We start from the raw sequence: 21935 nt of genomic DNA on the forward strand, positions 1-21935 counted from the left end.
TTACTCGATTCGCGAGAGTTTGCCGTCGACGTTGCGCTCTAGCTGTCGATTGGTCACGACGTGGGCGACCGAGAGGAGGAAGAACGCGACGACGACGACGCCGGCGAGCCCGAGCGTCGGAATCGACGACAGCGGCGGGAGACCGAGGAAGGCACCGGTAACGAGTGCCGCACCCACGACGCTGAGCGTCGCGTACCATCAGTCCCATCGATCCTGTCGATGTGTATCCGTATCGAGGTACATCATCAACAGATCGGCGTTGTCCGCGAGCGAGATCAGGCCGCGGTCCTGATCGTACTCGACGATTCCAGCATCGTCCATCTTCGGAAGATGCGTCTGGTAAAGGGCAACGTATACTCGCTTACGCTGATCCGAACTGAGTGCGTTGACCTCGGTGTCGTTCTCCCAGGCGGCGATCTGCTCGGCGAGTTCGCCGAGCGTGACCGTTTCATCGGATTCGAGCAAGTACGCGAGGACTTCTCGACGGCGGCGGTTTTTCAGGAGCTCGAAAATAACGTCTTTCGAGAGCCGTTGCTCCTCGTCTGAGTCGGCGACCGACGCGATCTCGTCCGGAAGCGAGGTATCGATCGATGACATTAGTCTCGACCTCCAGGCACTGAACGGCCGGTCCAGCCCCATCCGTTGGACGAGAAGCGTCTACCATACTGTCGGGTCGACGGGTTCCGCTGACTGTTTGATCGGCAAATCGCAATCACGATTGACACACCAAGTTGTACACCAATACTGACACTCTTAAGGACGGCCACGTTTCGCACCGGCTGCAAAGCGGGTACGGATAGGCTTCCCGGGGTTGCCAACACCGCATCGAATCGATACCTCGGCGACCGATCCAGGCGGCGGGTCGGTGCGAACGGTATCGGTCGATTGTGGTCGAGTATCTTTCGCGTACGTACGAAAGCGTCGACGGCAACGAAACGCGTCTCCGGGTCGAGGGGCAAAGGTGCGACACGACACTGGTTCGGAACGTTTGCTCGTAGCGACATAAAGTCGAGCGACAGTTCGCACGGGAAACTCGAATTTACGCAGTGAACGCGTGATTTACGCCGGCTCTCCGTCGGAACAATTGGCGTATTTCACGACTCGTGTCCACACTGCACACAGGTTGGCGAAACCGGTTCCGGCCGCTGGTCGCCAGTAACTGACCGATGAGACAGGGTCCCGACACGAATCGGAGACCGTCTCGATCGGAGACGGCGATATCGTGTCGATACTGCTCCGCTCGACGCGACTCCCACCGCGTGATAGTCGCTCACAGCTCTCGGCAACCCCCGTACAGACACGACTGGGCGAATATTCGTCGTCAGTCGGCGATCGAAACGGTAAGTCGGCGTTTCTCGCGAAACCATGTGAACCCCTTACAGTGCCGGCACGGCTCTTTCCGCTACTGATGACGCGGTCCATTATCGAACACACGGAGACAGAATCAACGAAAACGGAGCCCGGGCTGTGTCCTGACTGCGAAACCGATACCATCATCCACGACCCGGACCGCGGCGAACGAGTCTGTGAAGAGTGTGGTCTCGTCCTCACCGAAGATCCGATCGACTACGGTCCCGAGTGGCGGGCGTTCAACGCCCAGGAACACGACGAACTCTCCCGCGTCGGCGCGCCGCTGACCCAGTCGATGCACGACCGCGGGCTGACGACGACGATCGACTGGCGCAACAAGGACGCGAACGGACACTCGATGTCGGCCGACAAGCACGGCCAGCTCCACCGACTCCGCGTCTGGCAGGAGCGAATCAGAACCAAAAACGCCGGCGAACGCAACCTCAAGTACGCGCTCTCGGAGATCGACCGCATGGTCAGCGCGCTCGGCGTTCCGCGACCCGTCAAGGAGACCGCGAGCGTCATCTACCGACAGGCGCTCGATCAGGATCTCATCCGCGGCCGTTCGATCGAAGGCGTCGCGACCAGCGCCCTCTACACGGCGTGTCGGAAGGAGGATATTCCGCGCAGTCTCGAGGAGGTAACCTCGGTTTCACGCGTCGATCAACGAGAGATTGGTCGGACCTATCGATACATCGCGGACGAGCTCGACATCAACCTCGAGCCCACGAACCCGCGTCAGTTCGTCCCTCGCTTTTGCTCCGAACTCGACGTCGGGAAGGACGTCGAGACGAAGGCCGTCGAGATCATCGACACGACGACCGAGCAGGGACTACACTCCGGGAAGTCCCCGACCGGGTTCGCCGCGGCGGCGATCTACGCGGCCGGCCTGCTCTGTGACGAGACGATCCCGCAGCGAGCCGTCGCCGACACCGCACAGACGACCGTGGTGACGGTTCGGAATCGGTACCGAGAACAGCTCGAAGCGATCGACCAGCAGCCGGCCTGATGATGCTGCCGAGACGGCTGATTACATGATCGACCGCTCTTCGTCTCCGCGCCCGCTCGTGTAGAGGTCCTGATCCGCCACCGCGTGCAGGTTCGCATAGGGAACGAACGCGATGAACTCGTCATCGTCGTCGTAGAGTTCGATGCCGTTGTCGGTGTGCTCGTATCGATCGCAGTCGATCTGCCCCTCGGGGAGGATTGCCCGATACATAACTGATGGGACGCTCGCCAGGCGGAAATAACTGCGGTAGGGGATAGCAAGACGGTGGTGAGCGGGACCGTCGTCGTCTCGGGAACGTATTCGACGGCTCACTCCTCGAGTAGCGCCGTGGACAGCTGTTGTCTCCGGACGGCATCGATTCGGCGTCTCCGACGTGACCGCCGAGGACCGCTCGAGCGGTGGACCCGCGGCTACCGCGGTGAAGCGAGCAGCCGCGCGTGGCCGCAGTGGTGCGTTGGGAGTAAGATCGGAGTCTCTCTCGAGGGACGGTCCGATCCCGTGGACGGGCCTATCCGTGGACGTCAGCTGTCTCCGGGTCGCTCGAGTCGGCCGTCGCGTCTCCGCTCGTCGAGTCGGTCACCTCTGTCCGTCGGGTCGACTCGCTCCCGTCGTCCCGTCTCGTCTCGCCGGGGATCGAGGCGTCCGCCGGGAGGATCACCCGCCGTTCGGTGTACTCGAGGCCGTTCTTGCGTTCGGTCTTCCGGCGCACCGCGAGCCGGTTCTTGGAGAGATCGAGGAGGGAATCGATCGTCCGCGAGACGAGCTTTTTCGCGTAGCTCTCGCTGATGCCGGGTTCGTTGCGGCGGATCCAGTGTCTGAGGTCGCTCGCGGTGACGTACTCGTCGACGTCCTTACAGCCGCGTTCCCAGGGATCGTCGCCGACGCTCGGATCGGCTCTGGCCTGCCAGAGTTTCGCGGCCAGTCTGGTGGGGAGGGCGTTCGCCGCCGAGCGCCGCCGCTGGTCGTCCATCCGGGCGAGTTGCTGGATCGGGAGCAGGTCGCCGTAGGCGAGCGAGACCGAGTCGTTGCGCTCGAGCGGGTCGGCGTGCTCCGGCAGTCGGTAGTAGGCCGCGCCATCGTCCTTCTCAATCCGCTCGAGGCGGCCCTCCGGGACGGTGACGGCGTGCTCGTCGACCTGCTCCGTCCGGAGGTGAGCGCCCTTCTCGAGTTCGCGGGACTGCAGTTCCGCGATCCGCTCCTTGTTCGCGCCGGCCTTGTTCAGCGCCGCGTCGGTGACGCTATCGAGGCGCGTCGTTTCGGTCTCGAGTCGGTCGGTGTCGGCCTCCAGGCGATCGGTGTCGCGCTCGAGTTGCTCGGTATCGGCCTCGAGCCGTTCGGTTGCTCGTTCGAGCTCCGCGACCCGACCGTCCAGCCGGTCGACGGTCGCTTCGAGTCGGTCGCGATCTCGCTCGAGTGTCTCGATCCGGTCGTCCTTGCGCTCGAGGCGGTCCTCGAGGGTCTCGAGACGCTCGCGGAGGTGGTCGAACTCGTCGCGTCGGTCGTGCTTCGAGGGTTGGTTGGGGGTCGGTTCGTCCGTCTCGGCCGCTGTCGGTGATGGCATCGGTGTCGAATGGTGTGGGTGGTTGCACGACGATACGGGGCCGTCGGGAGGGTGTCCGAGTCGTCACTCGGGCGGCGGATCGTCGGACTCACTCTGCGAATCTCGGTCGTCGGTGGCCGCGCGGGAATGGCCGTCGTCAGTATCGATGCGAGCGCGGAGCGCGACCAGCAGCGGGTTGATCTGGGCGCGGATCTCCCGCAGCCGACGCCTGGTCTGGGCGCGCGTCTCGTCGTCGAACGCCTCCGTCTCCGGGATGGACTCGAGAAGCCGCGCGACGTGCGCGTCGAGTTCCTCGAGGTGGTCGACGAACCACTCGGTGGTCATCGCCTCGGGGACAGGAGGGGAGTCGGCGCGACGGGACGGCTCGTTGTGACGGGACTGCTCCGTGGGACGGGACGACTCGGAATCATCGGGATCGTCGGTCACGGCTCGGCCCCCGCGTCGCGTTCATCGTCGGTCCCCGCGTCGCGGTCGGCTGCGAGACACGGATCGTCGGCCGCGTCGACGAGCAACAGCCCGGGTCGGTCGTCGATCACCGCGAGATCGTAGACGCGGACCGAATCGCCGGCCTCGAGCCCGAGTTCGGCCACGGCGACCTGTCCGACGGCGACTCGAGCGCCGTCGTAGCGATCGCAGAGCGCGTACGCGGCGAGCGGGTCAGTCGACTCGGCCGCGGGGACGAGTGCGACGCCGTCGTCGTGTGCGATGGCGTGGACTCGAGACCGATCGGTCCAGTCCCGATCGCAGAGCACGCCGGTCGAGAGCGTGACCGTCCGCCCGGGGCTGACGGCGTGCGTGCCGAGGTAGCCCCGGCCCGTGGGGACGATGTAGTCGGTCATCGGTGGGGTCCTCCGCGGGACTCGAGGATGGCGTCCTCGCTGACGACGAAAAGCGCGTTATCGCTGAGAAGTGGGAGTTCGACGGCTTCGTCGTCCAGGTTGATCGTGGGGTGGTCGTAGCCGTCTCGCTGGCTAGCTGTACGGTCGTCTATGGGGTAATCTCTATGACCCCTCGAGCGTTCGTTTCGCATGGTCGGAAATCCTCTAGGTGAGGTTGACCCGACCCCGGCGTGTCCTTAGCACGTCGGACTTTCAGTCCGAAAGGGCAGGTCAACAACAACTTCTCACTGACCATTAATATAACTTACTGGCAAGTCGTCAGTGCTACGTTGCTCTAGACAATCCTACGCAGACAGGTGGCAAATTGGCACAGATAACCAGTATTCGTATGGTTATGGACTTCGATGCTCCGAACAAGATGCGCCAAGCTGCGGACTGGATGGTTCCGTCGGACGACAGAATACTCGAGTTAGTCCGTGAACACGGCAATTTGACGCCGACGGCCATCGATGATCTCGGTGGGCCAACGTCCGGCCATGCTCGAAACCGCTGTCCAGTTCTCGCGGAGTATGGACTGCTCGAGCGGATTTCTCGAGGCCTCTACGGGATTACTGAGGAGGGAGAGGCCTATCTGAACGAGGAGTTAGATGCGAGCGAACTTGAAGGATTACCCGACGGTTCGTAATGACTATTCGTTGCGGTCAGTCATTAGAGTAAACAACCAGCCTATGCCTTTAGAGCGGCTTCGTGACCACAATTTCTATTGGTCCTAGCGGTTGATTAGCTGTTATTAGGATATCAAGGTGAAAATATAGCCAGAGAGGTTATATCGGCGATAGCGGCGATCAATGAATATGAACACCGAAAGTCCAGTTTCGTTTCATATTCAGAAAATTAATCAGGTCCACATCCAATCACCAGGGATAGGAAGAGTAAGTCGTAATAAGATCTCGTATTAGTGTAATTCACATGGGATCTACTTGATTCAAAAAGGATATTAGATCACTAGTGGATTCATGAGATTCCATATCAATTCCGGAACAGTGCAGAAGAACATTCGAAAAAGAGTCAATATTCCCATCATACCTCAACAATATAGAGGACAAGCGATAGAGCAATTTACTACGTGAGACCTCTTCTGTGTAGTCCTCAATTAGCTCCTGGTGGCCATAGAGTGCCTCGGATAGCTGGCTTGATGTTGTAATAGTAGTGTTAGATAATCTGTTTACCGTCTCGTCGTCAGTCAGTAATATTTTAAGTAAATGGTCCTCAATAGCATTTCGATATATTCCAAAATCATTCAGATCTTCATCATCGTCTAGCCCAGAACATCCAATGACAATAATTGTCCTATCCTCAACAACAACTTTGGTATCAGATTGAATCGAAACATTACTAAAATTACCTCTTAATTTTTCAATCACTCGTTGTCGAGCATCTGATACAGATTGATCATCTATGTCAATTAAAACACCTAACCGTTGAATATATTGGCTTAAAGTCACCATGTTTCCAAGGACATCATCTTTGCTCCCATTTTCCCTTATATTAAAATTGGCATTCACTGTTTGGACATTCATGTGGGAAATTAACTCTCTATCAGTGGGTCCTTCTACAAGAATAGGGGTCCCGGGGTCCTCAAGATTCAAGATTGATCACCTCGTCCGTATTCTTCTAATCGACGAGGATCAATACCTAGATCCTTTAGAACCTCAATATCTGGGTCATCTAATTCTCTGACCTCTAAGTCCCCTTCATCTAAGGTGAGATGATATGTTTTCACCCCCACATCTTTATTCGATGTAGAATCTATTAAATAATTAAGAAAGTCAAAACTATGGGTAGTGATGAAGAATTGCCTATCGCTAACTGCAGAATATTCGCTAATTGACTCTGCAATCCCTCGGTATGCACTCGGGTGCTGATGATTCTCTGGTTCCTCCACCAAAATAGTACTAGGGGAATATGCTTCAATTCCAGCAAATAACGCAAAAGCATACCTAAACCCATCACCTAAACTTCCGGGTTGGGCAGCATAATCATCAAACAACATTTGCAACTCTGGTTCATCGCTTATTGGCACATAGGACAGTTGGTCTATGTTTGTTCCATATACTTCGTTGAGCTTTGATATTACTTTCTTATCACTTCTATCTTGATACAATCCTCCCCAGACTTGTTTCTCCACTTGTTCTAAAACTTGGAATACTCCAGAATGGATGTAATAAGTGTCAGATAATGTTTCGCGAAGGTCTAACAAATACTCTACCAATAACTCTTCTCTCGATCGTTGCAAATATTCATTGATCGAATCGTACGTTCGTCTTCCCTTTTGAGAAGACACTGATCTCTTAATTTCACCGTCTTCAAGAACCTCTTTTAACTCAAGATGATTACCAACTTTCCATTCGAGCATATTATAGTTAAGACCAATTCCCACACCATCTGAATCGTTTTGTCTTATGACTGGAGTTATTGTTGAATATTCATCACTATTGTACTTCCAGTGTAATCCCTCTAGGTTTGTATTACCAGCCTTTTTTGAGGTCAGATAATCCAAGATATGATTTCCTAGAATATCATTCGGTTCGAAGATGTGGTTCAAAATGTAAATACTGTCAAGTATCGTTGATTTGCCGGAATTATTTGGCCCGATAAATATATTAATATCTTCGAATGAGTCGATATCCCCTTTTTGTATACCTTTGAATTTTTTTATCTTGAGCCCTTCAAGCATGGTCTGTCCTTTATGTTGAAGGGTTATTACTTTGCCGGAGGTTTAATTCACACCTCTACTTTTGTACTTAACTGGTGTTTCACATGCAATCTATGGATACTGTAACCTTTTGGCACGATCATCTTAGAATTGTTATTGTTCATTGTCTGGGGACATCCACAATGGACTTAGACAGAACTGATCGAATTAACTGCGTCAGAAGATGTCGGTACCGAACCAACGTCGAAGTTCCCATCCACTGGTGGTGTGTCAACCGGACGGGCCGATCGAAAATCGGGTGTCAGTGGCTGGTGACGGTGGAACGATCCCGATCGTGACGGTGGGTTCAATGTCTCACGTCAAACGGACCCTGTAGGCAACGACAGTACTCCTCACCCCCGTCGGATGGTTTATTCGACCGGTGGAAAGTAAGCCTATTGGCCGCCAACGCAGTTCTGGGCGGCGTTTGCCGATATTTCGAATACACTCGAGCAGCGTTTCAAGTTGCTCCCCGAGGCCGGCGATCCAGCACTCCTGAGCGAGCCAAATCGAAATGTGATGTGTAGTCGTTGGATCGATGTGGTTCTAAACCCCACTAGCGTCGGCGAAGTTCTGCGCCTGGACGAATAGCCGCTCGAAGTGATCTTGATACTCGAGCCGAAGTGCTCTGTGGTACGGTGACCACTCGTTTTCGAATTCACGGAGCTGATCGCGGTAGGTGGGGTTTGTCTTGCCCATGTAGCCCAAAGCGAGCGCACAACGGATAAGCAACGGAGTGCAGTTTCCGGAATTCCGATACGGTCTCACGTTCGGAACTGCGTCATCGTATACACGAGTATTCGCATCTCGTGTACATATTTGGGAAACCGGATCTGTCGACGTGCAACTTTATGGGAAAACAAACTGAACGGCTATTCACTCGAATAATCTCTTGATGACTTCTTTTTTGTTTCCATACTTCTGGCTTCTAATACCCCTTCTTTTAATTCTTCGACCGATTCATCATCAATTACTGAGTGTCCCCCAGAGAAGCTGAATTGGCTTGTTACCCCAGACCTAAACGCATGTTGAACACCGGAATATTCCATGATATAGTCATAATTTGTTGAGAAGATATCATAGATACCTAACAAGCTCTTCACCGGTAAAAATACAATCTCGGTATCAAGTTCACCTGAATTGCCCTCAACAAGAGAAAACCAATCTCTTACAGTTTCCACAATGTTTCCAAATTGCCCCTCCCGAAAGTTATTAGATACAAAAATATGGCTATCTATAGTTCCTCCATCTTTCAACACATCCGAAATATATTTTCTATCGTTCTCCGAGAGAATATAGTACGCAGCCTTGTTCTTCTCACTGGAGTTCAAGTTGTACCCGTTCATATCATACGTTAGCTTTGGGTCATAAGTACCGACGAAATATTCGCCATCATCAGGTACAATCAAACATCCGTCTGTCTCTTTCTTTCCTTCCCGTCCCCATCTCTCCGTGAAAAGAAACATCGATTTGAGTAGGTAGAATACATCCTGTTCAAAATCATTATAGTCGTATTCAGACCTAAGTTCATTTATTTCATCAAAATCAACATCTTCAATAGCATCATTGTCAACTTTAGCTTGTAGCTGCTGAAGTCGATCCTGAGCTTGTGTTGCCTCTTCTCTAACGCGATTTCTAAGTCGAGACCGACTTTCTCTGACGGCATCTGCAAATTGCACCTCCGGACTTTCACCCTCCAGGAAACCATACAAATCTAATTCCCCGAAATGATCCCTACCGTGGATCCCAGATTTGCCATACGTTACTAAAACACAATCTAATAGATACTCGTTCACACGCTTTGGGATATGACCATTTCCGAGCGGATAGACAAAAAATTCACACCAGTAATTATCCATGGCTGATCCAGCCAACTCTGCCATCTGGAAATTGGCCTTCACGTATTGGTTATCATTGATTTCGTCGGGTTCAAACTTTGTCTGTAACAACCGAGTTCCGTCTGATGCACGTATATCCTCACCAAGATTTTTGAATTTCTTAGAAATTTCTGTCTGTATTTTCTTCTCTTTTATATCTATCTCGACATTTCCTTCTCCTCTCATTAGATAATTTCCACATTCTGGACAGAGATCGCCATCAGGTTCTACATATGGTTCGTGGCAGTCATAACAGACAAATACACTTTGGCCAGAAACGTCTGTAAATTCATCTATGAACTCTTGAACGTCCGTATCTAGATTGTCGTAATATTTTCTATATGTATCTATGTCACCTGTGAGAACCATGTTTATAATATATTCTCGGTGGTGTTGAACATCATACGGGTAGAGACTCTCGAATGAAACATCTAATCTCTCTTCAATTAGATTTCGAACGCTCTTTTTCTCTTCCTCTGGCAGATTGCTGTCATCAAGGTGTAAATAGAATCCTTGATTTTCCCTTACCACTTTCATCTTGACATTGAGGCCTGTTTTCTCATGGTGGAATTTCAAAAATTCTAAATCGGACAAACTGTCTGTATCAATTGTTTTCGGTTGCAGATTCGATGATTTGATATCCTCTTGGACGCCTTCGTTATTTTTGATAGTAAGGGAAGATCGATTCGGTAAATTGGTTGTGTTGAACTTTGCCTCTGTAAGAGTTAGCGTAGACATATCTAATTCAAAGGCCTTTGACAGATTCTCCAAGATCGGTTCTTCTGTGGGTTCCGGTTCAACTTCATCTACTTCATCTTTATCAGAAAAATCCTCAGAAAAAGCATCTAAAAGCCTAATTGTACCTCTAACCTCAACAACGGCGTCGCTGGACTTTTCTCGTATGAAAATCGGCTTTGCTTCAGTTTCAGTTCTACTGAGAACTTCATCTGATTCAAAGACAGGTCTTCGAATTTCTTTTCCACTCCAGACTAAGCAGAAAGACTCATTTAGTCGGTATACGATATTTCCCTCATCTTCGATCCGATCTAGTTCACTGCTCAAATCATTATCAAGCACGAATTTTTTCCCGGTTGCCTTATTTCTCCACTCATATTCTGCCCACAAAAACATTAAAGTGTTTTCAGCCTCCTCAGTTGACGAATTTAGTAATGTCTTGGTCAAGTCAGCCACAGACTTGTGATGAAAACGAACTATTTCTTTTTTGTTTTCACAGAATTTTTGAACTAGCCGTTTGGTGGTCCGCTCATTCGGTGGTATCCTATCTAACTTATTTCCTAAAAGCAGTCCCCACATGCCCTCTTTTTCAGCGAGATCATCTTTGTTAGTTTCGTTTCCAGTATTTTTATTCATCTCTTATCACTCCGGGCAAAATATTCGACTTCCATTATACATCGACAAGGGGGAAGATACACTAATTTGTTACGTCCGAATCAGTTCCAGTAGGACAGAATGATGCCAGACTCCTTTTCGCCGACTCCCTCTACTATGTGGGGTGAAATCTACGTCTCAAAACATTACTCGAGCTGGCGAATTGCGTCGCTCACTGCCAGTCAGTGTTGATCCGCGATCTCAGCGGCGAGGTTCAAGGCCCAGTCTTCTTTCTCTGTACCCCGATGCTCCAGAGCAAGTAGTGACAATGCGTAGACGATCAGTAGGTCATTTTGTGGGTGTCGCATCTGCCATCTTTGGCCGCGGCTTCACGGATAAACCCTCGTAGGCATATTTGGCAACCACGGTTGTCGAGGTCCTGCCATATCCTACCAATGGGTTAGCCACGCTACTACTTCCGATATCGGCTCACTCAATTTTTCGCGAGCGCGGCGCGCAGAGCGCGCGCCGCGCAATTACCCTACCCCCTTAGGGGCATATGATTCATATTAGTTGACTTGTACAGGACTTGTATGACCGATTCGAAGACGGGAGAAGGACTTATTCGAGGAGCTGTAGAATACCTCGCAAATTTCATTGAGTCATACCACAAATATATCACCGTTACAACAGGGATATCAGCATTTATACTGACGATATTGAATTTGTTTTTCGGGATGAGATTTACACCATACGGGAACACAGTTACTCAAGCAATCACGTCTCCAGCCTTTTTATCTATTATTGGAATTATCCTTCTAATGTCTCATGTGACTCTACAAAAGCAAATTCATGAAATGAAATGGGAAATCCAGACAAACAAATCAGCAGCGGGAGAGTCTTTCGGAGACGGTCCAAAGGAAAAAATGACCGACGGGGGATCGACTAGGAGTCGACCTCGAGACAGCAAAGGCCGTTTCAAATCGAAGGATAGTGGCGGTTCTGATCTGCTATTGCTCATTCTTGGTGGAATAGGGGGTGCAATCATTGCTACAGAGTTTATGGGAGTAGATCCACTGGTAGGTGCGATACTAGGAATTCTTCTCGTGCTAATTTTGGACCCATAATCTCACCTTGGTTTCGTGTGCTTCAACTCGAGATCTGCATACGAAGGCGGGGCAGGGCGTTGTAATTTTTTGGCTCAGTCCCCTTGGGGACGCAGTCTACTCGAGCTGACGAATTGCGTCACTTACTGTCAGTCCATGCTGATCCGCAATCTTAGTTGCAAGATTCCAAGCCTGATCTTTTTGCGCTATTGAAAATGGAAGACGACGGCGAGATTCCGTGAGATCGTTCAACTGTTTGCGCGCAACAACAGCAAGAAACTCGCGAAGACGCTATGATCGTACGTCCGTATCACATGTTCAGTAGCGCAGGAGGACCACTGTGCCGTCGGGTGCAAACCAGTCGCCGAAGCAAGACGTCCATGACTTCAGTCATGGAACCCATCACAAACGAGAGACCACTTCGAAACCCGGCAGGACTACCCGTTTTTGAAGAACGTTCTCAACGAGAGGCATTCGCATGGGTAATACTGACCATTAGTCGTTGCAGAGCAGTTTTTCGAAGTGCACCATCTCCATGTCGATTTCTGCGTGCCATTTCCGACTCGTCTCTCGGTAGCCCTCGTTTCGGTACAGTGACTGGGACGCCGCTAAATCCTCGCTCGTGTACAACACGACCCGTTCATAGACCTGTTCGCGCATCCGATCCTCAAGGGCAGCAATCAGCGCCCGCCCGTAGCCGCGTCGCCAGTGGTCGGGACAGACACGGAGACTCTTGAGTTCGACCGTCCGCTCGTTCATGGGCACAAATCCGCCGATAGCGGCGATTTCGTCTTCGACCTCGCCAACCAGAAAGTCACCATCGGCGAGGTACGCGTCTGGAACGTTCCGCAGGTCGCGATTCATGGCAGGGAAAAACTGCGGGAGCGTCGCCCGAAACGCACGCTCGTGAACCCGCCAAACGTCGTTCTTGTCACGTGGTTCGTAGCGACGGATTGCTAACTGTTCACCCATACCAAGACGACGGTTCTCCCTTCAAGAAGATAACGGCTCTGATACTACGTCCTGGCTGGCAAACCACCAGTCAGTACAGTCCTCACACTGTACCGATGAAAGGGGCCCGTTTCACCCTGATATACACCCCTATCCCGACGCCGCATCTCATTTTCAATAACGCAGCTCTTCGTTCTTCGTTCCGTTGTGCTCTTGAGCGAGCAGTGACAGTGCAGAGACGATCAACAAGTCATCTTGCGGGTGGCGCATGACGCTCCTGTTTGGCTGCGACTTCACTCATAACCTCTCCTCCAAATTTTCGCGCGCACCGCAAGAGTGCGTTTCGAGTGCGTCGACTGGAACTGCAGAAGCGGGGCGGTTAGTTTGGGACCTTGGCCTTAGCCACAAAATCATTCGAGTTGACGAATCGACTCGGAAACTGTAAGCCCGTGCTGCTCTGATATCCCAGCTGCAAAATTCAATGCCCTTTTTTTCTCCAATCCTTTGTGCTCCCGAGCGAGTAGCGAGAGCGCGTAAACGATTAGCAGATCATCTTGGGGATGTCGCATGGCACCGACTTGCCTTATAAACTCATAGAGAAACTAACCCTCGTTTCATGTGCTTCAAGTGGAAATCTGTGTGCGGAGGTGGGGGCAGGGCGCTGTAATTTTTTGGCTCTGTCCCCTTCCACCCACAACGGGTGTAGACAGAACTGATCGAATCGACTGTCTCAACAGACGACGGTACCGAGCCGACGTCGACGCTCCCCATCCGCTGGTGGTGTGTCAACCGGACGGGCCGATCGGCAATCAGGCGTCGGTGGCTGGTAACGGTGGAACGATCTCGATCGGTGACGGCGGGCTCGATGTCTCACGTCGAACGGACCCTGTCGGTAACGACAGTACCCCTTCCCCCCGTCGGCTGGGTTATTCGACCGATAGAAAGTAAGCGTATTGGCCGCCAACGGGGTTCTGGGGCGGCGTTTGCCGGTATTTCGAATCCACTCGAGCAGCGTTTCGAGGTGCGCTCGAGGTCGGCGATCCAGTACTACTGAGCGAGCAAATCCCAGGGATGAGTGAATATCTAACAAGAGATTTTACGTAGGTGAACTGCGTCAACACTCATACAAATGCAGACTAGTCCTTCTATTGAAAAGATAGACAGGAGTGTGTTAATGTTTTTAAAAGAGGACTCACCATCTACCCCGAAAGATATCAGCAAAGACCGTCTTCGAGAGAACGTCGTTCGTCTCCGTTGCCAGCAATTAACGCGGGAGGGCTTAGTTGTGGAGGTTACCCACGACCTCTATGCACTGTCTGAGAAGGGGCACAGATTCGCAAACTCAGAAACCAAACTAGATGGTTTTCGGGAAAGTATCCCTAGCCCAGGAGTCGATCGGATTACTGATTTTAGTGAACTGGATCCAGAGGACATCAAATGGCGGAATAGAGAATATTTCAAAAATCCAGATCACAGATATGACTATGGAGATCTATTGACATACAATCAAGTGAAACACAAAATTTCGGTAGTTCGAAATGGCGATCTAAATCGTGTCATGGATGAGTTCCCGAAAAGAGAACCAGTAACACAACAATGTGCTCACTGGGTGAGAGCAATTATTGGATTACATTTCTTTCCCGATGCTAATCATCGAACAGCGATGGCGACTCTCAATATATTATTGTCATTAAATGGAATTGAAAAGTTCGATTGGGATGATGTCAGATATCAAAAGGCGATTTTCAAATCGAAACTATTGCGAAGACATATTATTGAAGTCCGGTTCGATAACCTTTGGAGTAAGGACGAACTGTACCTTTTGTGGCACCGTTATTTCGTCGAACGATTTTATGACATTACAGACTTTAATCACCATTCTCCAAATCGTCAAAGGCAAGATCAAATACTAGAACAGCTATAGATAGAGACGGTCACTCTTGAGAGTGGTCTTTTCCTAACTGAACTTCTCCCATTGCCACATAGGCATCGTAGTTCTCCTGTTCATCCTCCCTCATTAACTCTCGTGCTAACTGTCCCATAGACCAAGTCTGATTCCGAGTAAGACACTAGGTTACTTAATCTTTACCATCAGTAGCAAGGCTAATCCGGCTCCTTACGAACCTTACAGGCTCTCTAAAGGCTATTCTTTGGATTTTAGCGCCACATTCAAAATATAATTATTTATATTGTTTGACTATTGTTTTTATTTTTATATTTAGAGAATAATGCTTTCTCAAGTTTTCAACTATAACTCTGCTATACGGAAGTATGACGGAAGCGGTGTGGTTTTTTAGCGCTGTCTCCTTGGGGACGGCCGAAAAGGGTTCGATATGACTAATGGAATCAACTGCGTCAGAAAACATCGGTTCGGAACCAATGTTGAAGTTTCCCATCCGCTGGTAATGTGACCACCGATCGGAGTTGTTCTGAATCGTTAGTTGCCGACTTTTCTCGAGACCGCATCCGGCTGGGTAATATTACCACCAACAGCTCTCGAGACCGCTTCACCGAACGCCAACTGATCCTCCCCGAGACGGATCTCTCGCATCACCTCCCCTGTTTCGCTTTGCAGTTTGATCGTTACGTTGCCGTCCGCAGCGCTGTAGCCCTCGATCACCAAAATAATCCCCATGAGACCGACACCGACTCCAATCATCAGCATCAACCCCATGAGACTCCCATCGAGGCCTGCTGCCGCTGCGAGAGCGACAAACCCGATAAGAATCGAGAGTATCCCGTACCCGACTGTCTCTTGGTCGAAGTCGGGTTTCCGTTGGTGTTCTATCTTCGTCCCACCCACTAACTCGAGGTGAAGCGTATCGACGAGTGTCCGTTCGTTGTCTCCCCCGCTCGTATGGACCGAAAACAGCCGCCGGTCGGTCAGAAGGAACGTCTCTCCCTCGTTCGATTGAGCCTCGATCGCGGTTTCGTTCTCGCCAACGAATGGCTGGAGTGTATCTAACTTGCTCTGAGACGACATCGATGGTTAGCTATCTGATTACCATCGGTTGATACTTTCGCCCAGAATCAAGACCGATAACCGCACGCCCCAGTCGTACAAGCATCCGAATAGTTGGCTCAGCGATACTGTGCGGAGGCGATACGGATTCGCTTTTGAAATGCTGATCAGAGTTCGATCTCCGCACCGGCGGGAGCCTCGAGCACCACCGTCTCCCCAGCCGTCATCGCATCCCCGATCTCCACGTCGATATCCTCGAGTTCCACTTCGGGCGGAAACAGGAGATCCACCCGGCTGCCGAAGGCGATGTGGCCGATTCGGTCGCCGCGCTCGAGTTCGTCGCCGCGCTCGGCGTAGGGGTGAATCCGACGGGCGAACGCGCCGGCGATCAGCGTCACCTCGGCGTTGCTCGGCGGCTGGTCGGCTTTCGCGTGCGGGTCCTCGGCGACCGAATCGTCGTCACCACTTCCGTTCCCCACTCCCTCAGACGACTCAGAGGTGGGCAGGTTCGACGACTCGGTTTCACACCGCACGTGCACGCGCTCGTTCCGATCCGAGTCCTTCGAGAAGGCGGGCCGGTTCGCCCCGGAGACGTGCTCGACGTCGGTCACCGTCGCGGCGAAGGGCGCGCGGACGACGTGGACGTGCCAGACGTTCATGAAGACGCCCAGCCGAACGCGGTCGCCCTCCTCGCGGAGCACGGAGACGTTCCCGTCGGCCGGCGAGACCACGCCCGTCGGCGGCGGCGTTCGCTCCGGATCGCGGAAGAACGCGAGCGTTCCGACGCCGAGTGCGAGCGCGAGAATACTCGCCGTCACGCTGAAGACGAACGCGAACGGCGCGGCGAGCAACGGGAGAATCGCGTACTTCCAGGCTCCCGGCGCGAAGTTCATGCGCCAACCCACGTGACCGATTCGTATGGCCGTTACGGTGGCCCGCGGCGTGAGAGACGCGAGCGCTCCGAACAAACCGACCCCTACCGAGGTCGCTCGGCCGGCTGTCGGCGCGGCAGCGTAAACGAAAACGTCGAGCCCGCGCCGGGTTCGGACTCCACCCAAATCTCGCCGCCGTGGCGCTCGACGATGCGCCGACAGAGCGCGAGCCCGATCCCCATCCCGTCGTACTCCGCGCGACTGTGCAGGCGCTGGAACACCTGAAAGATCAGCTCCGAATCGTCGGGGTCGATCCCGATCCCCTCGTCGCGGACCGATATCGTCCAGTTCCGGCCGGTTCGCTCGGCCTCGATCCGAACCCGCGGCGTCTCGTCGCCCGAATACTCGATCGCGTTCGAGAGGAGGTTCTGGAACAGCTGTCGGAGCTGATTCGCGTCGCCGCGCACCGCCGGCAGCGACTCCGCCGTGATCTCGGCGTCCTGTCGCTCGATCATCACCTGCAGGTCCGTCAGGACGTCCGCGAGCAGCGCGTCCAACTCCACGGGTTCGAACGGGTCCCCCTGGGAGTCGATGCGGGAGTACGCGAGCAGGCCGTCGATCATCGACCGCATTCGCTCGGCGCCGTCGACGGCGTAGTCGATGAACTCCTCCGCGTCCGAATCGAGCTCGTCCGCGTAGCGCCCCTCGAGCAACTGGAGATAGCTCGAGACCATCCGCAGCGGCTCCTGGAGGTCGTGGGAAGCCGCGTAGGCGAACTGCTCTAACCGTTCGTTCGACTCCTCGAGTTCGTCGACGGTGTCGCTCAACCGGCGCTCGTAGGACTGGCGTTCGATCGCCGTCGCGATGATCGTGGCGACGCTCTCGAGGAAGTCGACGTCGTGCTCCGCGAACTCCCGTGACTCCGTATCGTAGACGGTGAGAATCCCCCAGGGATCGTCCAGCGGCCCGATACTCACGCCGATACCGCTTCGGACGCCGGCGTCAGTCAATCCCGTCGTGTCGGCGATCTGTGTGTCCGTCCCGAACGCTTCGACGATTACGGGCTCGCTCGCGTCGAGGGTTACCGCCGCCAGCGAACTGCTCTCGCTCGAGCGACGCGTTTCGCTGTCGATGAGCGGGGCCGCACAGCCGACCTGTGAACGCACCCGAAACCGGCGCTCGGGAGCGGTCGGCGTCCGCTCGAACACCCCACAGCACTCGACGTCGAGGGCCGTCGTGACTAGCTCGGCCGCTTTGTCGGCCAGCTCCTCGGTATCCGTGTTCTCGAGTGCGTGCCGTCCGAGATAGGCGACCGACTCGAGTTGGGCGACCTTCGCCGTGAGCGTCTTCTCGGCCTCCTTTCGCGGGGAGATATCCCGGAACAGCCCGACGAAATAGCGGTCGCCGTCGTACGTAAAATCGTTGAGGGAGACGCCGAGCGGTACCTCGTGGCCCGCTTTGTGCTGGCCCGGCAGTTCGACGTAGGTCCAGTTCAGGTTTCGCTCGCCGGTCTCGAGATATCGCTGCAGCGCGTCGAGATGTGTCTGTCGAAGCCGCGGCGGAATGATGTTGACCTTGCTCGAACCGAGGAGTTCGTCCGGCGAATGGCCGAGAATGCGCTCGATGGCGGGGTTGGCGTACTGGATCTCGCTGGTTGTGTCGAGAACGATAATCCCGTCGGGAAGCGCGTCGGCGAGCGCCTGAAACGTTCGGCCGTACGTGAGTCCGCTATCCGATCCTGACCCTGACCCTACCGCCGACCCCGAACCCGCTTCCGACTCCAACTCCGATCCCACTTCCGGCTCCGACTCCGAACCCGCTTCCGACTCCGACCCTGACCCCGTCGCGTCCGGTCGGCCGTCGACGATACCCGCGATCCGCAGTTCCTCCCCATCGGACTCGAGGCGCTCGAGGTGGACGACTCGGGAGTCGACGCCCCCCGTTTTCGTCCGAATCGAGAGGGCCGTAGAAATCGGCTGCCCGCCCTCGCCGGCGACGAGGGATTCGAGGGACGGTACGTCGTCCGCTACAACGTCAGAGAACGACGTACCGAGGAGATCCGAACGATTGTAGCCGGTCAGCGACGCGAACGCGTCGGTGACATCGACGATCGTACCGTCCCGGCGGGCGCGAAAGCCCGCGATGTCTGCCGCCGCGAGAAGCGATCCCAGCTCGAAGCCGTTTGCCGGCTCGTCTATGTCCGGCTCTTCGGACGGGGATGACGAGGGCGGACCGGATCCCATTGCGCGTAGTTGGCCAGTCGCCATTATAAGAACTGGGTTCGTGAAAGCAGCGTCTGGCGGGCGAGACGAAATGAGAGACCGCCGAAACGAACACGAGCAAGACCGCCGGAAAACGCCGTTTCAGACGGGGCGCTGTGCGTCAGTTCCGGTGCCGCTGCGGCCGTCCCGGGTTGTGTCGGAAAATGGGTACAGCAGACCGTATCAGTCCCAAGCGGACCGTGTCAGTCCCAGAACGACTGGGTTCGCGCGTACTCTCGCTCCTTCGAGAGGATGTCGCGGTAGAACTCGTCTTCGTCCTCCCGAAGCTTATTGATGATCCGGGCGGCGTTGTGGGGACCGACACCGCGGGCGGCCATCGCGATCACGGCCTGCTTTCCGTGGCTCTGGACCAGCCCGGCGCTGCGGTACGCGCGTTCGGTCATCTCCGCTTGCTCCTCGTCTTTCTCCTCGGCCTGAACCGCCTGCACGACCTCGTCGGCCCACGGATTCAGCGAGGCGATCCGGGTCGAGCCGCAGTCGGGACACTCGGGCTGGTCGCGAACCCGCTTGACCTTCGTCTTCACCTTCCACTCCTTGCAGTGCGTACAGAGCAGGATGATCCGGTCGTTCTGAATCCGCTCCCGGACGGTATTGATGACGCTCGCGTCCGCGTTCTCCGGCGCCAGCAGCTCCTTCCCGCTCGAGGAGCGACCACCCAGCCCCACCGGCGTTCTCCCCCGATACGTAACGAGTTCGATCTCGCCCGACTGGATCCCCGCGAGCACCGCGCTCGCCCGCTCGACGTCCAGATCCTCGTGGAACACCTCCCGGATCGACTCCTGGTACATCGGGGTGTCCTCGAGCGCCGCGAGTAGACGGTCGTTCGAGATCCGCCCCGACCCGCTCGCCTGCCAGCGTTTGAGCGCACCGAACTTCGCCGAGACCTGCGCGAGCCGGAATGCGAGCGCGTCCGAGTTCTTGAGCCCGAGTTCGACGATGGCCTCGACGTGCCCGGGATCGGTCTCCTCGAGCACCGCCAGCACGTCGCTCGTCGCGACCGAGTTCGGTACCTCGAGTTCGATCCGGTAGGGATCCGTCTCGAGCCCCACCGACGAACCCGACTGCTGCCCCAGAAGCGCCGAGAGCACCCGGCCGAGCGTCTCGTTCGCCGTGTGACCGAACGGCGCGTTCAGGACGACGGTCCGGCCCTGGCGCTCGAGGACGAGTCGATTCGCCGTCGGCATCGGCGCCTCGGCCGAAACCTGGCGCTCGAGTTGGTCGCAGGCCTCGGTGAGCGTGTAGTCGTCCGCTGGATATCGGTGTGCCAACTCGCGACCGACCGCGGCGGCGGCCCCCGCCGAGAGCTGCGGTTCCGCGACACCGCGAATTTCGCCGACTTCACCCGACACAGCCGCCGGAACTGGGATCTCCTGGCCGATCCACGAGGGCACCTCGCCCGCGGGGTCCTCGATCGGACTGACCTTGACCCGTCCCTCCTCGTCGTCGATCTCCGCGATGCGCCACATCTCGCCGCGCTGGATGAACACCTCGCCCGGCTGGGCGAAGTTGACCACGAACCGCTCGTCTAAGGTCCCGATCTGGCCCCCCGAGGCGATGTCGTGGACCTCGTAGGTCTCCTCGTCGGGGATCATCGAGAGATTCGCGTAGACGTACTGCCAGGTGCCGCCGGTCGTCTCGAGTCGGTCGTCGGCCTCGTCGAACCAGACGATCCGGTTGCGGTGGAGCTCCGAGACGACCTCGCGGAACGTCTCCTCGGGAAGATCCCTGAACGGGTACGCGCGCGTGACGGTCTCGTACGCCTCCCGGAGCGGCGTCGCGCCGCGGCTCTGGACGAACCCCGGAATCTGGTTCGCGACGACGTCCAGACTCCCTTCGTGGATCGCGGCCGGTTCGACCTCGCCGTCGCGGGCGCGGCGGGCGATCGCGAGCGCCTCGAACGTGTCGTCGGGTCGGGTCGTGACGATAGTACCGCTCGAGACCTCGTCCTGCCGGTGACCCGCACGACCGATCCGCTGGAGCAGCCGCGTCACTTGCCGCGGGCTCTTGTACTGAACGACGTGATCGACCCGTCCCACGTCGATCCCCAGCTCCATCGAGGACGTACAGAGCAGCCCGTCCAGTTCGCCCGACTTGAATCGGTCCTCGACGTCGATCCGGGCCTCCTTCGACAGCGAGCCGTGGTGGACGCCGATCGGCAGCTCGAGTTCGGTGAATCGTGAGCCCAGCGCCTCCGCCGTCTGTCGCGTGTTGACGAATATCAGCGTCGACTCGTGGTCCGCCACCAGATCGCGGATCAGCCGAACGTGACTGGCCGTGTCCGCTTCGGTCATCAGTTCGCCCGCGAGCCGCTCGTCCTCGCCGGTAACTTCGGGCTGACAGACCGTCACGTCGACGTTGCTCCCGACGTCGATCTCCCGGATTTCGCAGGGCCGCCCGCCCGTCAGAAACTGCCCGACCTCGCCTGGATCGCCGACGGTCGCCGAAAGACCGATTCGCTGAATGCCGTCCGCGAGGTCCTCCAGGCGCTCGAGGCCGATCGCCAGCTGTGCCCCCCGCTTGGAGGCCGCCAGTTCGTGGACCTCGTCGATCACGACGTGAGAGACGTCGACGAGGGCCTCCCGCAGCCGTTCGCCGGTGAGCATCGCCTGTAGCGTCTCCGGCGTCGTCACAAGCACGTCCGGCGGATTTTTCGCCTGCTTGCCCCGCTGGTACTGGGTCGTGTCACCGTGGCGAACGTCCACTTCGAGATCCAAGTACTCGCCCCACCACTCGAGGCGTTCGCGCATGTCGCGGTTGAGCGCCCGCAGCGGGGTCACGTAGAGCGCGCCGAAGCCTTCGGGTGGCCCATCATCCTCGAGCAGGTGATCGAAAACCGGCAGCATCGCCGTTTCGGTCTTGCCACTCCCCGTGGGTGCGATCACGAGCGTGTGCTCGCCGGCCGACAGCGGCGGAATCGCCAGTCGCTGCGGTGCCGTCGGCGTCGAAAAGCCGCGCTCGGAGAGCGCCCCGCGAACCGTCGGCCCGAGGTGCGTAAACGCCGCGACGTCGCCCTCACTCATCGAGAGACCATAGGGGCGAGAA

Annotated in this window: 18 protein-coding genes and 1 pseudogene; 4 read left to right on the plus strand and 15 right to left on the minus strand. The window is 55.5% G+C overall.

Translation table 11 applies throughout. The features are described from left to right. Positions 1-597, minus strand: a pseudogene (locus tag ACSFDB_RS20195) (DUF7344 domain-containing protein). Between the two features lie 811 nt (positions 598-1408). On the opposite strand from ACSFDB_RS20195, the gene ACSFDB_RS20200 reads away from it, so the two are divergent. Next, on the plus strand, positions 1409-2359 hold the full coding sequence (locus tag ACSFDB_RS20200) for a transcription initiation factor IIB (RefSeq protein WP_440772692.1): 951 nt from the start codon (positions 1409-1411) through the stop codon (positions 2357-2359). A gap of 21 nt (positions 2360-2380) precedes the next feature. On the opposite strand, the gene ACSFDB_RS20205 is transcribed toward ACSFDB_RS20200, so the two are convergent. The 5 genes from ACSFDB_RS20205 to ACSFDB_RS20225 form a co-directional block, all read right to left on the minus strand. Further along, on the minus strand, positions 2381-2569 hold the full coding sequence (locus ACSFDB_RS20205) for a hypothetical protein (RefSeq protein ID WP_440772693.1): 189 nt from the start codon (positions 2567-2569) through the stop codon (positions 2381-2383). A 298-nt stretch (positions 2570-2867) separates the two neighbouring features. Next, a complete protein-coding gene (locus ACSFDB_RS20210; RefSeq protein WP_440772694.1) occupies positions 2868-3920 on the minus strand; it encodes a DUF8008 family protein in 1053 nt (350 codons plus the stop codon). A 63-nt stretch (positions 3921-3983) separates the two neighbouring features. Then, the gene (locus ACSFDB_RS20215; protein ID WP_440772695.1) at positions 3984-4346 is read right to left on the minus strand and encodes a hypothetical protein; all 363 of its coding nucleotides are present in this window, start codon (positions 4344-4346) and stop codon (positions 3984-3986) included. Then, complete coding sequence (locus ACSFDB_RS20220; RefSeq protein WP_440772696.1) at positions 4343-4759, minus strand: hypothetical protein; 417 nt, start codon at positions 4757-4759, stop codon at positions 4343-4345. Before ACSFDB_RS20220 ends, ACSFDB_RS20215 begins: the two co-directional genes overlap by 4 nt. Next, positions 4756-4950: a hypothetical protein gene (locus ACSFDB_RS20225; protein WP_440772697.1), complete on the minus strand. Its 195-nt coding sequence runs from the start codon at positions 4948-4950 to the stop codon at positions 4756-4758. Before ACSFDB_RS20225 ends, ACSFDB_RS20220 begins: the two co-directional genes overlap by 4 nt. 227 nt (positions 4951-5177) lie before the next feature. On the opposite strand from ACSFDB_RS20225, the gene ACSFDB_RS20230 reads away from it, so the two are divergent. After that, positions 5178-5444, plus strand: coding sequence for a winged helix-turn-helix domain-containing protein (locus tag ACSFDB_RS20230; RefSeq protein ID WP_440772728.1), 267 nt, complete (start codon positions 5178-5180; stop codon positions 5442-5444). A gap of 280 nt (positions 5445-5724) precedes the next feature. Here ACSFDB_RS20230 and ACSFDB_RS20235 read toward each other — a convergent pair whose 3' ends face one another. The 4 genes from ACSFDB_RS20235 to ACSFDB_RS20245 all read right to left on the minus strand — a co-directional run bounded on the left by ACSFDB_RS20235 (position 5725) and on the right by ACSFDB_RS20245 (position 10762). Next, the gene (locus ACSFDB_RS20235) at positions 5725-6408 is read right to left on the minus strand and encodes a DUF3226 domain-containing protein (protein ID WP_440772698.1); all 684 of its coding nucleotides are present in this window, start codon (positions 6406-6408) and stop codon (positions 5725-5727) included. Further along, on the minus strand, positions 6405-7496 hold the full coding sequence (locus tag ACSFDB_RS20240; protein WP_440772699.1) for an ATP-dependent nuclease: 1092 nt from the start codon (positions 7494-7496) through the stop codon (positions 6405-6407). The genes ACSFDB_RS20235 and ACSFDB_RS20240 overlap by 4 nt, the downstream gene beginning before the upstream one ends. A gap of 564 nt (positions 7497-8060) precedes the next feature. Then, positions 8061-8213, minus strand: coding sequence for a DUF8156 family protein (locus ACSFDB_RS21075; RefSeq protein ID WP_502260899.1), 153 nt, complete (start codon positions 8211-8213; stop codon positions 8061-8063). 173 nt (positions 8214-8386) lie between these two features. Further along, positions 8387-10762: a hypothetical protein gene (locus tag ACSFDB_RS20245; RefSeq protein ID WP_440772700.1), complete on the minus strand. Its 2376-nt coding sequence runs from the start codon at positions 10760-10762 to the stop codon at positions 8387-8389. Positions 10763-11313: 551 nt separating this feature from the next. On the opposite strand from ACSFDB_RS20245, the gene ACSFDB_RS20250 reads away from it, so the two are divergent. Then, on the plus strand, positions 11314-11847 hold the full coding sequence (locus tag ACSFDB_RS20250; RefSeq protein ID WP_440772701.1) for a hypothetical protein: 534 nt from the start codon (positions 11314-11316) through the stop codon (positions 11845-11847). 474 nt (positions 11848-12321) lie between these two features. On the opposite strand, the gene ACSFDB_RS20255 is transcribed toward ACSFDB_RS20250, so the two are convergent. Then, on the minus strand, positions 12322-12798 hold the full coding sequence (locus tag ACSFDB_RS20255) for a GNAT family N-acetyltransferase (RefSeq protein ID WP_440772702.1): 477 nt from the start codon (positions 12796-12798) through the stop codon (positions 12322-12324). 1264 nt (positions 12799-14062) lie between these two features. Between ACSFDB_RS20255 and ACSFDB_RS20260 the strand changes: the two genes are divergently transcribed. Further along, positions 14063-14701 carry a hypothetical protein gene (locus tag ACSFDB_RS20260; RefSeq protein ID WP_440772703.1) on the plus strand — a complete coding sequence of 213 codons (639 nt, stop codon included), beginning with the start codon at positions 14063-14065 and terminating at the stop codon, positions 14699-14701. Positions 14702-15214: 513 nt separating this feature from the next. Here ACSFDB_RS20260 and ACSFDB_RS20265 read toward each other — a convergent pair. From ACSFDB_RS20265 to ACSFDB_RS20280, 4 genes are all read right to left on the minus strand, one after another. Then, a complete protein-coding gene (locus tag ACSFDB_RS20265; RefSeq protein WP_440772704.1) occupies positions 15215-15760 on the minus strand; it encodes a hypothetical protein in 546 nt (181 codons plus the stop codon). A gap of 146 nt (positions 15761-15906) precedes the next feature. Continuing rightward, positions 15907-16632, minus strand: a complete 726-nt coding sequence (locus ACSFDB_RS20270) for a protein sorting system archaetidylserine decarboxylase (RefSeq protein WP_440772705.1) — start codon at positions 16630-16632, stop codon at positions 15907-15909. An 83-nt stretch (positions 16633-16715) separates the two neighbouring features. Next, complete coding sequence (locus ACSFDB_RS20275) at positions 16716-18854, minus strand: PAS domain-containing sensor histidine kinase (RefSeq protein WP_440772706.1); 2139 nt, start codon at positions 18852-18854, stop codon at positions 16716-16718. Between the two features lie 221 nt (positions 18855-19075). Then, entirely contained in the window at positions 19076-21913 is a 2838-nt protein-coding gene (locus ACSFDB_RS20280; protein ID WP_440772707.1) for a DEAD/DEAH box helicase, read from the minus strand. Between the last annotated feature and the right edge of the window lie 22 nt (positions 21914-21935).

This window comes from Natronorubrum amylolyticum, from assembly GCF_052040145.1.
Taxonomy (GTDB): domain Archaea; phylum Halobacteriota; class Halobacteria; order Halobacteriales; family Natrialbaceae; genus Natronorubrum.